Below are 13,604 nucleotides of genomic sequence, written 5' to 3' on the forward strand. Positions count from 1 at the left end.
CCGTAGCCTCGATAGCCTTCGGATATGGCCCTTGGTACAGCTTCGACCAGGACGGATCACGCTCGTACGGTGCGTGACCTGCTTGCGACCGGCAAATTGTCGTACTCGTTCGAATTCTGGGCGCCCAAGACGGAGAAAGGCGAGCGGAATCTCTGGAACGCGCTGCGCCGGGTCGAGGCGGTCGGCCCGAGCTTCGTCTCCGTGACCTACGGCGCGGGCGGCTCCACCCGGGCCGGCACGGTCAAGGCGACCCAGCGCATCGCCTCCGACACCACGCTCACCCCGGTCGCCCACCTCACCGCCGTGAACCACTCGGTCGCCGAGCTGCGCAACATGATCGGCCAGTACGCGGACGCCGGGATCAGGAACATCCTCGCCGTACGCGGAGACCCGCCCGGCGACCCCATGGGCGAATGGGTCAACCACCCCCAGGGCGTGCGGTACGCGGCCGACCTCGTCCGGCTGATCAAGGAGTCCGGCGACTTCTGCGTCGGTGTCGCGGCCTTCCCCGAGATGCACCCGCGCTCGGCCGACTGGGAGAGCGACATCCGGCACTTCGTGGCCAAGTGCCGCGCGGGCGCCGACTACGCGATCACCCAGATGTTCTTCGACCCCCAGGACTATCTGCGGCTGCGGGACAAGGTCACCGCCGCGGGCTGCGACACGCCGATCATCCCGGAGATCATGCCGGTCACCAACGTCCGGCAGATCGAGCGCTTCTCGCAGCTCAGCAACGCCTCGCTGCCCCCGGCGCTGAAAGAGCGGATCCTCTCGGTCAAGGACGATCCCGCCGCTGTACGCTCCATCGGTATCGAGTACGCGACGGAGTTCTGCGCGACGCTGCGCGCGGAGGGTGTTCCCGGACTCCACTTCATTACACTCAACAACTCCACGGCGACGCTCGAAATCTACGAGAATCTCGGACTGCACGAGCAGTCGTGACAGGTCGTACCCGCCCCGCTCCGGGGCGGTGACCGCAGGAGAGGGGCGGGCATGGGCTGGACGGTCCTCTACATCGCGTTCGGCATCGTCGCGCTGTGGCTGCTGGGCGAAGTGCTGCTCCAGTACAAGGCGCGGCTCCGCTGGCGGCTCCTCGCCTTCATCGGTTTCGCCGGCGTGGTGCTGGGTGTCCTCCTCGCCTCCGTCCCGGTCATCGCGGTCGGCGCGATCGCGTTCGCGGTCGGCCAGACCTATGTGACGCTCTCGTTCCGCCGCGGCTTCTCCACGGGCTGGGCGATCGGCGGCAGCCCCGGCGCGAGCCGGCGCCGCAGGGCCGGTGGCGGTGAGACCGAGAACCGCGAACCGAGCCTGGAAGTCTCGGACTTGGAGTACCAGCCCGTCGCCGCGGGCCCCGCCGAGGCCGCCGCTCCCGTCCCCGACGAGCCCCCGTACACCGCCTCCGTCTACGAGCCGGAGCCCATGCCGGACGAGACCGGGCAGTACGGCGTCTACACCGATGCCGCCTACCAGGCGACCCAGTACGGCGACTACGACCCGTACCACGGTTACGACGCGACCACGGGCCAGGACGCCTACGCGGGTCATGACGCCTACGCCGGCCAGGGCCAGGGCCCCCAGGACGGATACGGCGCCTCCGACGTGTACGCCGCCCCGGACCCGTACGCGACCCAGGGGCAGGATGTGTACGGCGGCCAGGACGCGTACGGCGCCCAGCAGGACCCGTACGCGGCGCGGAACGACCAGGGCGGGCAGTACGACTACGGCACGGGCCAGCAGCAGTACGCCGCCTACACCGACGACCCGTACAGCGGCGCGGCCACCGGCGGCGAGTCCTATGGCTCGTACGACAGTTACGGCGGCCAGCAGCAGTACGCCGACCCCTACGCCGGCCAGAACGGGCAGAGTGCCCAGCCGGAGTACGGCGCGGAGACCCCGCCCGGCGGCGTCTGGGTCCCGCAGCAGCGCGAGGGCGAGAACGTCCCCCCGATGCCGCAGCAGGCACCGCAGCAGTACGGCTACGACCCCAACTACGACGAGCAGCAGTACCGCTACTGACGGGCACTCAACTCCCGCCATCCCTTCGCGAGTTCACCCCGGCGCGGGGGATTCAGCGCGAGCCGCGGAAGTCCGCGCCCTCCACGATCAGCCCGGCGACCAGCGCCCCCGACATCCCCGCGTGCGCCAGCCCGCCGCCCGGATGCGCCTCGCCGCCGACGAGATAAAGCCCCGGCAGCCGCGTGGTGTTCGCCGGATGCAGCAGCCGGCCCTCCGCACCCGCCAGCGACGGTGCGGGCACCGAGCCGCCCCGCGCCCCGGTCCGTGCCGCCGTGTCCGCCGGCGTACGGACCTCCCGCCAGCGCAGCCGCTCCCGCAGCTGAGGCACGGCGGCGCCGGCCGCCTCCACCAGCACATCGGCGTACCGCTCACGCAGCCCGGGATCCGTCCAGTCCACCGGACCCTGCGGCGCGACGGTCGCCGTGACGGTGACCGCCTCGTGCCCGTCGTCCGGACGCGTCGTCGGATCGTCGGGCCGCAGCACCGTGACCGTGGGCCGCTCCGCCGTCCGCCCGGAGAAGACCGCGGCGGCCTCACCGGCGCCGGCGGGGGAGTGGACCACCGTACGGTGCGCCGCGTCGTCCGGCCTGCCTCCGCGCAGGGCCAGCAGCACCGTGAACCTGCCGGGAACCGACGCCGCCCCGACGCCGCCCGCGCCCCCGCCCCGGGGCCGTACGTCCTCGTCCCGCCACAGCTCCTGGCCCGCCAGGGCGGCCGGAGCCGTGCCCGCCACCACATGCTCCGCCCCGACGACCGCCGAGGTGCCGGCCGAAGCCCCCGGCGCCAGCTCGACACCGACCGCGCGGCCGTCCTTCTCGACGATCCGGGTCACCTCGGCGTGGAACACGAACTCCACCCGGCGCTCCAGGCACCGCTCGTACACCGCGTGCGCCAGCGCCCGCATCCCGCCCCGCACATACCAGCTGCCGAAGGTCTGCTCCATGTACGGCAGCGACGCCGCGCCCGCCGGGGTGTGCCGTGGGTCAAGACCGTACGACAGCGCGTACCCCTCCAACAGCGCGGCGAGCCGGGGATCCGCCAGCTCCCGCGCGCCCACCTCGGCGACGGTGCCCGCCCACCGGGGCCCGCGCAGGAGCCTCCGCTGCCGCACGGCGGGATACGGATCGCGCCCCAGCACCTGCCAGTCCTCGCGCAGCGGCTCCTCCAACAGAGGCCGCCGCGACCGGTCCCAGGCGTCCCGGGCCCGGCCGAGGAAGTCGCCCCACCGCGCGCCGGCGCCCGCGCCGAGAGCGGCGTCCAGGGCGGCGACGACACCGGCGCGCGACGCGTTCGGCAGCGACACATCGGTGCCGTCGGGGAAGACATGGCGGCTCGCCGGGTCGACCTGCGTCATCCGCACGCACTCTTCGAGCGGCTTCTTGCCGGTCTTGACGAACAGATCCCGGTAGACGGCGGGCAGATGCAGCAGCCCGGGGCCCGTGTCGTACGCGAACCCGTCCCGCTCGAACCGGCCGAGGGCCCCGCCGTACGTCGCGGAGCGCTCGTACACCGTCACCTGGTGCCCCGCCACCGCCAGCCGGGCAGCCGCCGCCATCGCGCCCATCCCGGCGCCGATCACCGCAATCCGTGCCATGAAGTGGACCTTAGCGGCCGGTTTTTCCCCGGTCGCGCCCGGGAGGCGCGGTGTTCACAGCGGGCGGCCAGGTGGTGGCGAGGCGCCGCTCGGCGCGTCTGTCCGCCCTGCGCCGCCAGAACCGGCGGATCTTCGAGGCCACGAAGAAGGTGATCACGATGCCGATCAGCAGCAGGCCGCCCGCGACGACCGCCGCGGCGAGCGGGTGGAAGATCGCGAACGTGATGATCCCGGCGACACCCAGGTCCTCCGCGGTGCTCACGGCGATGTTGCTGAAGGGCTCCGGCGACGTGTTGACCGCCATCCTCGTGCCGGCCTTCACCAGATGGCTCACCAGAGCGGTCGATCCGCCGACCGCGCCCGCCGTGATCTCCGGGAGCGAACCGCTCTGTCCGGCGAGCAGCGCGGCGACCACCGCGCCGGTGACCGGTCTGATCACGGTGTGCACGGAGTCCCAGATCGAGTCGACGTACGGGATCTTGTCCGCCACCGCCTCGCAGACGAAGAGCACACCGACGACGATCAGAACGTCGGTGCGCTGGAGCGACTCGGGGACCTCGTCGGTCATCCCGGTCGCGCCGAAGACACCCAACAGCAGGACCACCGCATAGGCGTTGATCCCGCTGGCCCAGCCGCTGGTGAAGACAAGGGGGAGTACGGACACGGACGAGATCGTAGCCAGAGACTCGGCCGGACGGGTGAGCTCCGCAACGGGGTCGTGAGTATCCGTACCTAGTACATGAGATGAGTAGAGACACGGATAGGCCCTCACCTGCGAAGACGGAAGAGTGAGGGGCACGGGAGGGGCGCGACGCCGAAACCGCCGGCACGGGGCGGCGGAGCGGCGTGGCACCCCGACCGCCACGGGGGTGGGCAGTGCGCCGCTCCGGCCGGGACGAGTGAGGAAGTCCGGCCGGAGCGGCGCACTTTCCGCTGTCCGGCAGGCAAGAGCGTGCCGGCCCCGGACGCCGCGTCAGCTCCCGCCGACCCGGCCGTGCAGCAGCAGCGAGAGCGCCGCGTGCACGTCGTCGATCGACCGCTCGGGCTGGAACGCCTGCCAGTCCAGGGCCGCCACCAGCACCATTCCCACCAGTGCGGCGGCGGTGAGCGGAATGTCGATCTCCTCGCCGAGTTCACCGCCGTCGATCCCCTCCTGGAGCACCTTCTCCACGACGGCGACGGCCCGCTGACGCGCTATCAGTAACGTCGGCTGCCACGCGCGGTTGGTGCGCCAGAGTTCGGCCACGTACAGCTGGGTGAAGGCCGGGTGGCGGTCGATGAAGGCGAGTCCCGCGCGGACCATGGCGTCCAGCGCCTCGACGCTGGTCCCTTCGCGCTCCGCCGTCTCGTCGGCCGCGGTCTGGAGGGAGGCGGTGAGCAGGCCCACGCCGTGCCGCAGAAGCTCCTCGAACAGCTCGTTCTTGTTCTTGAAGTTGTAGTAGACCGTGCCTTTGGCGACTCCGGCGCGCTCGGCGATCTCGTCCACGGTCGTCGCCGAGAAGCCCTGTTCGGCGATGAGCGTCACCGCGGCGTCGTAGAGCTTCTGACGGGTGGCCTGCCGGCGGGTGCTGCTGCTGTCCATGCGCCCGATTCTCACAGGTGCCGGGGAGGCGTCCGACGGTGAGCGCCGGCAGCAGGCAGGTGCGGCCCGTGCCGGACGCGCCCGCGACCGCGAGGACCCCCGAGCCCGCGCACGGGGCAGAAGTGCAGGTCAGGGTCGATTGTCAGTGGCGTACTCCACGATGGACACATACGGCCACAGAGCCGTCACAGAGACGACCAGGAGGTTCGTCATGGCCAGTTCCTACGCCGCAGCCGCGCACCGGCGAAGCACAGGCGGCCCTGCCCCCTCACTGACCGGCGCCGCGACCGATGTCCACCCCGTCCAGAGGCGCGCGACCGCGCCGCCCGCCGCCATCGACCTGCTCGCCCAGGCCCGCTCGGGACTTGACGAGGCCGCCACCTTCGAAGCGCCCAACGAGCGTTACGCCACGGCGCACCTGGCCGCCCTGCGCACGGCGGCGGCGGTCCTCGCCGCGCGTGGCCGCCCCGAGCCGACGAGCCCGCGCCGCAGGCGCATACGGAGCGCCTGGGAAGTGCTGCCCGAGATCGCCCCCGAGCTCACCGAGTGGAGCGCCCTGTTCGCCTCGGGAGCCACCCGCAGGGCGCGGGCCGAGGCGGGTATCCAGGGCGCCGCGAGCAGCCGCGACGCGGACGATCTGCTGCGCGACGTGGCCATGTTCCTGCGGCTCGTGGAGCGGCTTCTCGTGCTCGAACCGGTGCTGCCCCGGCCGAGGGCCGAACAGCCGGAGAAGGGCGGCGCCGTTGGGTGACAGGGACGGACCGACGGAGGCAATAGGCTGTGCGGTGCCTGCACCGTTCACGCCCCGCGACCTGGGGCGGCACCGCGCCGAGGAGTCAACTGCCGTGTCGGACCCTTCCCCTGCCTTCGGTGGAGAGACGCCGTCGCGCCCCCGTAGCTCCCTGCGCACCGCCGTGGTCTGGGAGGTGCTCCAGGTCGCCCTCGAAAGCCGCGCCGCCGCCGTGGGTACGGCGGCCCTGGATGTCCTCGACACCGGGGGCGGCACGGGCAACTTCGCCGTGCCCGTGGCCCGCCTGGGCCACCGGGTGACCGTCGTCGACCCCAGTCCCAACGCGCTGTTCGCGCTGGAGCGCCGGGCCGCCGAGGCCGGCGTCGCGGACCGCGTCAGCGGCGTCCAGGGCGACATCCACGGACTGTTCGACGTGGTGGGGCGGGGCGGCTACGACGCGGTGCTCTGCCACGGCGTCCTGGAGTACGTCGACAACCCCGCCGAGGGCGTCCGGAACGCGGTCGAGGCGCTGCGCCCCTCCGGTGCGCTCAGCCTGCTTGCGGCCGGCCTCGGCGGCGCCGTACTCGCCAGGGCGCTCGCCGGGCACTTCACCGAGGCCCGGCAGGCGCTCACGGACCCGGCGGGCCGCTGGGGCGAAGGCGACCCCGTGCCCAGGCGGTTCACCGTCGAGATGCTCACGGAACTGGTCGACAAGGCCGGTGTCGACGTGGGCGCGGTGCATGGTGTCCGGGTCTTCTCCGACCTGGTTCCCGGTGTTCTGGTGGACACTCAACCGGGCGCCCTGGAGGCCCTCCTGAAGCTTGAGGCGGCCGCCGCCGAACTGTCGTCCTTCCACTCCGTGGCGAGCCAGTTGCACGTCCTGGGGGAGAAGCGGGCCTGACGGCGGGCGCCCCGGAGCACTGATCGCCGGGCTGATCAGCAACGCAGCTGTGGATGGAGTGCGCCACAGGCCCCCCGGCAGAGCCTTCGGCGCCGTATGATCGGGGTACGCCTTCCGGCATGACGGGTGGACGGTTGGGGAATCAACGCCTCAGCGGCCGAGTCGTCGTGGCGGCCCGGATTGGCGAAATGGCGTAGAGGGCGGGTTTCACGGGGGCGAATCCCTGCCTATCCTGAAGGGGCCGCATACCGGTCGCCCCCCGCGACCGACGACTAGGAGGACTCCGTGCCGCTCTCGGAGCACGAGCAGCGAATGCTCGAGCAAATGGAGCGAGCGCTGTACGCCGAAGATCCCAAGTTCGCGACAGCGCTTGAGGGAAGCGGGCTGCGCAGGTACACCCGGCGACGGGTCTACCAGGCGGTCGCCGGCTTTCTGGTGGGTATCGCGCTCCTCATGACCGGTATGGTCGCCAAGCAGATCTGGATCGGCGTGGTGGGATTCCTCGTCATGCTGGGCTGTGCGGTCCTCGCGGTCACCGGCTGGCGCAAGGCCCCGAAACCGGGCGAGCAGCAGCCGACCGGGGAAGCGACGGCCGACCGTAGACAGCCTCGGCAGCGCCGCTCATTCATGAACCGGATCGAGCAGCGATGGCAGCGCCGCCGTGACGAGCAGGGTCAGTAGATACGGCAGGTACGGCGCAGAGGTTCACCAGCCAAGCTTGTAGCAGTGGTGCGGCTGCCGTGGGACACGGCAGAGACGGGTGAGGGGCGAACGCGGAAAGCGTTCGCCCCTCACCCGTCTCCGCATACGGGCCGTACCCCCGCCCCGTATCTCGCGCTCGCCCGTAGCCCCGGCCCCAGGACACACGAGACGGGGGTGGGGCGCGGGGCCCGAAAGCCGCCCCGCGCCCCGCCCCCGTGGACGGTCCAGCCCCGCCTGCTCAGCCCCGCTGCCGGGACGGCCTGCTGAAGAGCGCCGTCAGCCGGCGGACAAGCTCCAGGCGGCGCACCCCCCAGCGGTCCGTGACGGCCGCCCAGCGCTCGGACAGCGCCCACATCACCCGAATGGACGAGCGCGGCAGGAGTAGCGCGCGCTGGCGGGCCCAGCGGCCCACCCCTTCGCCCAGCCCCGCGCGTACCCGCTGGACCTCGTCGGCGAGGCCCGTGGCGGGCTGTGGCTCCGGCGCGTACAGCACCTGCTCCACCGCGCGTGCCACCCGGTGCACGGCGTTGGCGGCCTCACCCTCCAGCCGCCCCAGCCGCACGATCCGGGCCGCCGTCCTGCGGGGGGTCTGCGCGTCGTCGGGACGGATGCCGTGATCCCACGCGGTGTCGACGATCTCCCGCCAGGCGCCCAGCGCCCGCGCCGTGGCATCGGCGGGCGTACGGCCCCCGGAACCGAGACGCCGGGCCCGCACCCGGATCCGCCACAGCAGCGGCAGGAGTGGCACCAGCAGCACGGCCAGGACGCCCAGCGTGATGCCGATGACCGTCCCCGCGGACGTTCCCGAGCCCGTCGGAGGCAGCGCACCCGCCGGTGCCGTCGTGCCGCAGTCGCCGATCCTGGCCGCCTGGGGCGGGCAGCTGTCCGAGGCGGACGGCTGCGAGCTCGGCGCGGACGACGTGCTGGCCTCGGGCTGGGACGGATCGCTCGCGTCGCCCGAAGGAGCCTCGGGGATCGTGTAGTCCGGTGCGCTGCCCCGGCTCGGCGTCGGCTCGAAGCGGGTCCAGCCGACCCCCTCGAAGTACAGCTCGGGCCAGGCGTGCGCGTCACGCAGCCCGACGGACATCGTGCCGTCCGACTGCGGGGTACCCGGGGTGAAGCCCACCGCCACCCGGGCCGGAATGCCCAGCGTGCGGGCCATCGCCGCCATCGAGAACGAGAAGTGGACGCAGAAGCCCTGCTTCTGGCTGAGGAAGCGGGTGATGGCCGAGACGCCCGTGCCCGACGCGACCTGGGTGTCGTACGTGAAGCCGCCGTCCACGGCGAACCAGTCCTGGAGCCTGACGGCCCTCTCGTAGTCGTTCGCGGCGCCGTCGGTCACCTCGCGTGCGGTGTCCGCGACCACCTCGGGAAGGTTGTCGGGCACCTTCGTGTACTCACGCACCAGCGCGGCCGGGGGTCTCGGCGCCGTGGCGAGCTGGTCACGCGTCGGCTCCACCAGCAGACTGCCGACCTGGTACTGCGCGCCCTGCGTGGTCTCGCCCCGGTCGCCGACCAGGGTCCGGCCGCTCGGTTCGAAGCGCCAGCGCCCCTCGATGTCCACCTCGGACGCGGGATAGGGCATCGGCAGATAGTTCTGCCGGTACCAATTGGCGGCGGAGATACTCGTCTTGATCTCGGTGGTGCTGACGTCGCCGTTCAGACCGGGCGGACTGGGAAGCCTGTCCGGCACGTCCTCGACACTGCGCTGGGAGAACCGCCAGGACGTACCGTCGAAGTCGTCCAGCGCCATGATCCGCAGATACAGGTTCTGGGTGCTCTCCGCGTTCGTCCGGTACCGCAACGCCTCGCGGTCCTCGGGCTGGTTGAGGTTGTCCTGGAGGGACACGAGCGGATTGACGGCGGAGATCGTGCCACCGCCCAGACCCGAACCCGCCCCGGCCCCCGTGCCGTTGAGCAGCCCGCCGTTCAGCGAAGGCAGCGCGGCGGGCACGACGAGCGCGATTCCCAGGGCCATCACACCGATACGGTGCCCCGCGCGGACCGGTGCCGCGGCCCGGCCCCCGGTGTCCATCCCGGCGGCGGTACGGCCCGGGGCGCGCGGAGCGCCACCGAAGACGCGCCCCCACTGGGAGAGCCGGTCCCGGCCCTCGGCCAGCAGCAACAGCAGATACCCGCCGGCCGCGAGCAGGAACCAGAGCCAGGAGGCCGCGCCGCCGTTGAGACCGGCGGCGACCGAGTACAGCGCGAGCAGCGGCAGTCCGGCCGGGGCCGCGCTGCGGAACGTCACGGCGAGCGCGTCCACGGCGAGACCGATGACCAGCACACCGCCGACCAGCATCAGCTTGATGCCGTCGGTGGCCGGCGCGGGGATCGCGTACCGCCCGACGTCCTCGCCGCCCTCGTTCAGCAGCTCGCCGAAGCGCTGGAAGACCTCGGGGCCGGGAAACAGACCGAGCACGGCGTGCTCCGACGCGAACACCACCGTGAGCATCAGCAGCCCGATGACCGCCTGGAGCGCCACGATCAGCGTCCTGGCCAGCGGCACCCGCCGGCCGAGTGCGCCCGCCCCCACCAGGATCCCGACCATGAACGCCGCCTGGAGGAGCCAGGTGGCGGGATCGACCAGCGGCAGCAGCGCGCCCGCCGACATCAGCGTGGCGGCGAACGCGCACAGCGCCAGCCTCGCGCGACCGCTCATGACCATCCTCCGGAGAAACCTGCCGAGCCCTGGGTCGCACCCGACTCGGTGCGCTGGTGTGCCGCCTGCTGCCACAGGTCCGGGAGCGCGGACCCGGCCGGCACCGCGAGGGCGGTCCAGCCGGACTCACGCAGCTGCCTCAGCCGGTCCTGGAGGCGCGCGGGCGGTTCTTCGCCGCCGTCCTGGAACCAGCCGGAGCTGTCCAGGACGAACGCGACGGCGGCGCCGCTGCGGTGCCGCATACGGCCGGCCACCGCCGTCTGCTCCTCGTCGAGATCCCCGAGGAAGGCGATCAGCAGCCCCTCGGTGCCGCCGCGCAGCACGTCGTACGCGCGCGACAGCCCCGCCCCGTCGGAGTGGTCGACGACCGCGAGCGTGTCCATCATGAGTCCGGCCGCGTCGGCGGACTCCTGCGTCGAGCCGGCGAACCCGTCGGCGCCCTCGCCGGGCACCGACGTCCCGGTGTCGGTCAACAGCCGTACGGCGAAGCCCCGTTCCAGCATGTGCACCAGCGCGGACGCCGCGCCCGACACCGCCCACTCGAAGGCCGAGTCGGGGCCGGCGCCCTGATAGGCGAGCCGCCGGGTGTCGAGCAGCACCGTGCATCTGGCCCGCTGCGGCTGCTCCTCGCGGCGCACCATCAGCTCGCCGTAGCGCGCGGTGGAGCGCCAGTGCACCCGGCGCAGGTCGTCGCCGTGGCGGTACCCGCGCGGGATGACGTCGTCCTCGCCGGCCAGCGACAGCGAGCGCTGCCGCCCGTCGCCGTACCCCGCTGTCGCTCCCGCCAGCCGGACCGGTGGCAACGGCTCGGTGCGCGGGATGACGGTCAGGATGTCGTGGGCGCTGAAGGACCGCGTCAGCTCGCACATCCCGAACGGATCGCTCAGCCTCAGCTGGAGCGGCCCGAGCGGATAGCGCCCGCGCAGGTCCGAGCGCACCCGGTAGGAGACCTCGCGGCGCCCGCCCGCCTCCACCCGGTCCAGGACGAACCGGGGGCGCGGGCCCAGCACGTACGGCACATGGTCCTGGAGCATCAGCAGACCCGTGGGCAGCCGCGACACGTTGTCCATCCGCAGATGGACGCGGGCCTCGGACCCCGCGGGCACCCGCGACGGCGAGAGCCGCCTGCTGCCGGCGACCCGGTAGCGCGTGCGGTACAGCACGGCGACACAGACCAGCGGCAGCACGGCCAGCAGCATCCCCACCCGGAGCAGATCCGCCTGGCCGAGGACATAGGCGCAGACCGCCGCGGCTATGCCTGCGGCGAAGAACGACCGGCCGCGGGTGGTGAGACCGCCCAGCGCCGCCCGCAGCCCGCCCTTGTCCTCGGTCTCCGAGGGGGTGGCAGCGGGCTCCATCACAGCCGCCGGACGCCCGGCTGGGGCCGGTCGTAGAGCGGCGCGGCGGCCACGGGAGCCTGCCGGCCACCGTCGGCCGTCGGCACCGGGACGCGCTGCAGGATGTCCTGCACCACCTGCTCGGCGGTCCGGCGGTTGAGCTGTGCCTGCGCGGTCGGCAGCAGCCGGTGCGCCAGCACGGGGACTGCCAGCGCCTGTACGTCGTCCGGCAGCGCGTACTCCCGGCCGCTCAGGGCCGCGGACGCCTTCGCCGCGCGCAGCAGATGCAGCGTCGCGCGCGGCGACGCGCCCAGCCTGAGATCCGGGTGGTTACGGGTCGAACCGACCAGCTCCACCGCGTACCGCCGCACGGAGTCGGCCACATGGACCTTCCGCACGGCGTCGATCAGCTTCACGATGTCGTGCGCGTGGGCCACCGGCTGGAGATCGTCCAGCGGCGAGACCCCGCCGTGCACGTCCAGCATCTCCAACTCGGCCTCCGCGCTCGGATAACCGATGGAGACCCTGGCCATGAAACGGTCGCGCTGCGCCTCGGGCAGCGGATACGTCCCCTCCATCTCGACCGGGTTCTGCGTCGCCACCACCATGAAGGGACTGGGCAGTTCGTACGTCTGCCCGTCGATGGTGACCTGGCGCTCCTCCATCGACTCCAGCAGCGCCGACTGCGTCTTCGGCGAAGCGCGGTTGATCTCGTCGCCGATCACGATCTGCGCGAAGATCGCCCCGGGCTTGAACTCGAAGTCCCGCCGCTGCTGGTCGTATATGGAGACCCCGGTGATGTCCGACGGCAGCAGGTCAGGCGTGAACTGGATACGCCGCACCGAGCAGTCGATGGAGCGTGCGAGCGTCTTGGCCAGCATCGTCTTGCCGACGCCGGGGACATCCTCGATGAGGAGATGTCCCTCGGCGAGCAGCACTGTCAGCGAAAGCCGTACGACCTCAGGCTTGCCCTCGATCACACCCTCCACCGATGCGCGCACACGCTCCGCTGTGGTGGTCAGATCTGTGAGGCTCGCTCGATCGTCATAGGTCGTCACCCGGCCCTCCTCGGCCCGTTCATACGGGCCGAGGCTCTTCTCACGGCCCGGCCCACCCCGAAATACGGACGCCGCGCCCGGATGGTTCCGGAACGCCGCCGTCACTCACGCATTCTTGTAGCCGTTACCGCTTCGTGTCACTCGCCTGTGGATAAGTGGGTGTGAATTGCCGGAGTTGCCGTGCTTCTGCCGCGGGCGACGCGGTCAGTTCGCCGGGTCGACTTCCCGCAGAAGGCCCGTCGACACGTCGAACACGAACCCCCGCACGTCGTCGGTGTGCAGAAGGAACGGAGACGTCCGCACCCGCTGCATCGACTGACGTACATCCTGGTCCACGTCCCGGAAGGACTCCACGGCCCAGGCCGGACGCTGCCCGACCTCCATCTCCAGTTCGTGCCTGAAGTCCTCGGTGATGGCCTCCAGGCCGCAGCCGGTGTGATGGATGAGTACGACGCTGCGGGTCTGGAGCGCGCGCTGGCTGATGGTGAGTGAGCGGATGACGTCGTCGGTGACGACGCCGCCCGCGTTGCGGATCGTATGACAGTCACCGAGCTCCAGGCCCAGCGCGTCGTGCAGGTCGAGACGGGCGTCCATGCAGGCGACCACGGCGACGCGGAGCACGGGGCGGGCGTCCATCCCGGGGTCGTCGAAGCCCTTGGCGTAGTGCCGGTTGGCATCCACGAGTCGATCGGTGACCGTGCCGTCGGTACGGGCCGCGGCGGCGGTTGCCCGGGCGGACTCGGCGGGGAGGTGCGCGGAAGTCGACATACCCATAGACGGTAATGCCCACCCGCGCCGGGGGCCCGCTCCACGGCAGGACAAACATCGTCGGCGAGCCCTGGTGTGAGGTAAGCCACACAATTGGCACCCGACGCGCACGCGATCTCCGGACGATCCACCCCGCCGCTCCACCCGCGCCGGGCCGGGCGACGCGCTGGCCGGTTGATTGACCGGGGAGACCTGTGGACTAAAGTGACGCGAAGTTCACGGACATCCCGAACACTCACCGGAACACTCCCCGA

At 72.0% G+C, this 13,604-nt stretch carries 12 protein-coding genes; 5 read left to right on the forward strand and 7 right to left on the reverse strand.

The genetic code is table 11. The features are described from left to right. Nucleotides 1–24 precede the first annotated feature (24 nt). Both metF and OIE74_RS29185 read left to right on the forward strand, forming a co-directional pair. Entirely contained in the window at nucleotides 25–942 is a 918-nt protein-coding gene (gene metF / locus OIE74_RS29180) for a methylenetetrahydrofolate reductase [NAD(P)H] (protein WP_329388839.1), read from the forward strand. A 51-nt stretch (nucleotides 943–993) separates the two neighbouring features. After that, a complete protein-coding gene (locus OIE74_RS29185; protein ID WP_329388841.1) occupies nucleotides 994–2,016 on the forward strand; it encodes a hypothetical protein in 1,023 nt (340 codons plus the stop codon). Between the two features lie 52 nt (nucleotides 2,017–2,068). On the opposite strand, the gene OIE74_RS29190 is transcribed toward OIE74_RS29185, so the two are convergent. The 3 genes from OIE74_RS29190 to OIE74_RS29200 all read right to left on the reverse strand — a co-directional run bounded on the left by OIE74_RS29190 (nucleotide 2,069) and on the right by OIE74_RS29200 (nucleotide 5,192). Then, the gene (locus tag OIE74_RS29190; protein ID WP_329388843.1) at nucleotides 2,069–3,610 is read right to left on the reverse strand and encodes a phytoene desaturase family protein; all 1,542 of its coding nucleotides are present in this window, start codon (nucleotides 3,608–3,610) and stop codon (nucleotides 2,069–2,071) included. Nucleotides 3,611–3,620: 10 nt separating this feature from the next. Continuing rightward, entirely contained in the window at nucleotides 3,621–4,274 is a 654-nt protein-coding gene (locus OIE74_RS29195; protein ID WP_329388846.1) for a DUF4126 domain-containing protein, read from the reverse strand. A 309-nt stretch (nucleotides 4,275–4,583) separates the two neighbouring features. Continuing rightward, nucleotides 4,584–5,192 (reverse strand): TetR/AcrR family transcriptional regulator, encoded by a 609-nt coding sequence (locus OIE74_RS29200; protein WP_329388848.1) that lies wholly within the window; start codon nucleotides 5,190–5,192, stop codon nucleotides 4,584–4,586. Nucleotides 5,193–5,403: 211 nt separating this feature from the next. Here OIE74_RS29200 and OIE74_RS29205 point away from each other — a divergent pair, with 211 nt between their 5' ends. The 3 genes from OIE74_RS29205 to OIE74_RS29215 all read left to right on the forward strand — a co-directional run bounded on the left by OIE74_RS29205 (nucleotide 5,404) and on the right by OIE74_RS29215 (nucleotide 7,504). Continuing rightward, the gene (locus OIE74_RS29205; protein WP_329388850.1) at nucleotides 5,404–5,943 is read left to right on the forward strand and encodes an SAV_6107 family HEPN domain-containing protein; all 540 of its coding nucleotides are present in this window, start codon (nucleotides 5,404–5,406) and stop codon (nucleotides 5,941–5,943) included. Between the two features lie 94 nt (nucleotides 5,944–6,037). Beyond that, nucleotides 6,038–6,823 (forward strand): methyltransferase, encoded by a 786-nt coding sequence (locus OIE74_RS29210; RefSeq protein WP_329388852.1) that lies wholly within the window; start codon nucleotides 6,038–6,040, stop codon nucleotides 6,821–6,823. A gap of 285 nt (nucleotides 6,824–7,108) precedes the next feature. Continuing rightward, the gene (locus tag OIE74_RS29215) at nucleotides 7,109–7,504 is read left to right on the forward strand and encodes a DUF3040 domain-containing protein (protein ID WP_329388854.1); all 396 of its coding nucleotides are present in this window, start codon (nucleotides 7,109–7,111) and stop codon (nucleotides 7,502–7,504) included. Between the two features lie 259 nt (nucleotides 7,505–7,763). Here OIE74_RS29215 and OIE74_RS29220 read toward each other — a convergent pair whose 3' ends face one another. The 4 genes from OIE74_RS29220 to OIE74_RS29235 form a co-directional block, all read right to left on the reverse strand. Beyond that, nucleotides 7,764–10,187, reverse strand: coding sequence for a transglutaminase TgpA family protein (locus tag OIE74_RS29220; RefSeq protein ID WP_329388857.1), 2,424 nt, complete (start codon nucleotides 10,185–10,187; stop codon nucleotides 7,764–7,766). Next, nucleotides 10,184–11,545 carry a DUF58 domain-containing protein gene (locus OIE74_RS29225; RefSeq protein WP_329388858.1) on the reverse strand — a complete coding sequence of 454 codons (1,362 nt, stop codon included), beginning with the start codon at nucleotides 11,543–11,545 and terminating at the stop codon, nucleotides 10,184–10,186. Before OIE74_RS29225 ends, OIE74_RS29220 begins: the two co-directional genes overlap by 4 nt. Continuing rightward, nucleotides 11,545–12,582 (reverse strand): AAA family ATPase, encoded by a 1,038-nt coding sequence (locus OIE74_RS29230; protein WP_329388860.1) that lies wholly within the window; start codon nucleotides 12,580–12,582, stop codon nucleotides 11,545–11,547. Before OIE74_RS29230 ends, OIE74_RS29225 begins: the two co-directional genes overlap by 1 nt. 204 nt (nucleotides 12,583–12,786) lie before the next feature. Beyond that, on the reverse strand, nucleotides 12,787–13,350 hold the full coding sequence (locus tag OIE74_RS29235; protein WP_329388862.1) for a beta-class carbonic anhydrase: 564 nt from the start codon (nucleotides 13,348–13,350) through the stop codon (nucleotides 12,787–12,789). Nucleotides 13,351–13,604 lie beyond the last annotated feature (254 nt).

This window comes from Streptomyces sp. NBC_01716, assembly GCF_036248275.1.
In the GTDB taxonomy this organism is placed as follows: Bacteria; Actinomycetota; Actinomycetes; order Streptomycetales; family Streptomycetaceae; genus Streptomyces.

What these genes read in the sequence shown, in the direction of transcription:
- metF (WP_329388839.1), top strand. Translation starts at nt 25, where the DNA reads ATGGCCCTTGGTACAGCTTCGACCAGGACGGATCACGCTCGTACGGTG.
- OIE74_RS29185 (WP_329388841.1), top strand. Translation starts at nt 994, where the DNA reads ATGGGCTGGACGGTCCTCTACATCGCGTTCGGCATCGTCGCGCTGTGG.
- OIE74_RS29190 (WP_329388843.1), bottom strand. Translation starts at nt 3,610, where the DNA reads ATGGCACGGATTGCGGTGATCGGCGCCGGGATGGGCGCGATGGCGGCG.
- OIE74_RS29200 (WP_329388848.1), bottom strand. Translation starts at nt 5,192, where the DNA reads ATGGACAGCAGCAGCACCCGCCGGCAGGCCACCCGTCAGAAGCTCTAC.
- OIE74_RS29205 (WP_329388850.1), top strand. Translation starts at nt 5,404, where the DNA reads ATGGCCAGTTCCTACGCCGCAGCCGCGCACCGGCGAAGCACAGGCGGC.
- OIE74_RS29220 (WP_329388857.1), bottom strand. Translation starts at nt 10,187, where the DNA reads ATGAGCGGTCGCGCGAGGCTGGCGCTGTGCGCGTTCGCCGCCACGCTG.
- OIE74_RS29225 (WP_329388858.1), bottom strand. Translation starts at nt 11,545, where the DNA reads ATGGAGCCCGCTGCCACCCCCTCGGAGACCGAGGACAAGGGCGGGCTG.
- OIE74_RS29235 (WP_329388862.1), bottom strand. Translation starts at nt 13,350, where the DNA reads ATGTCGACTTCCGCGCACCTCCCCGCCGAGTCCGCCCGGGCAACCGCC.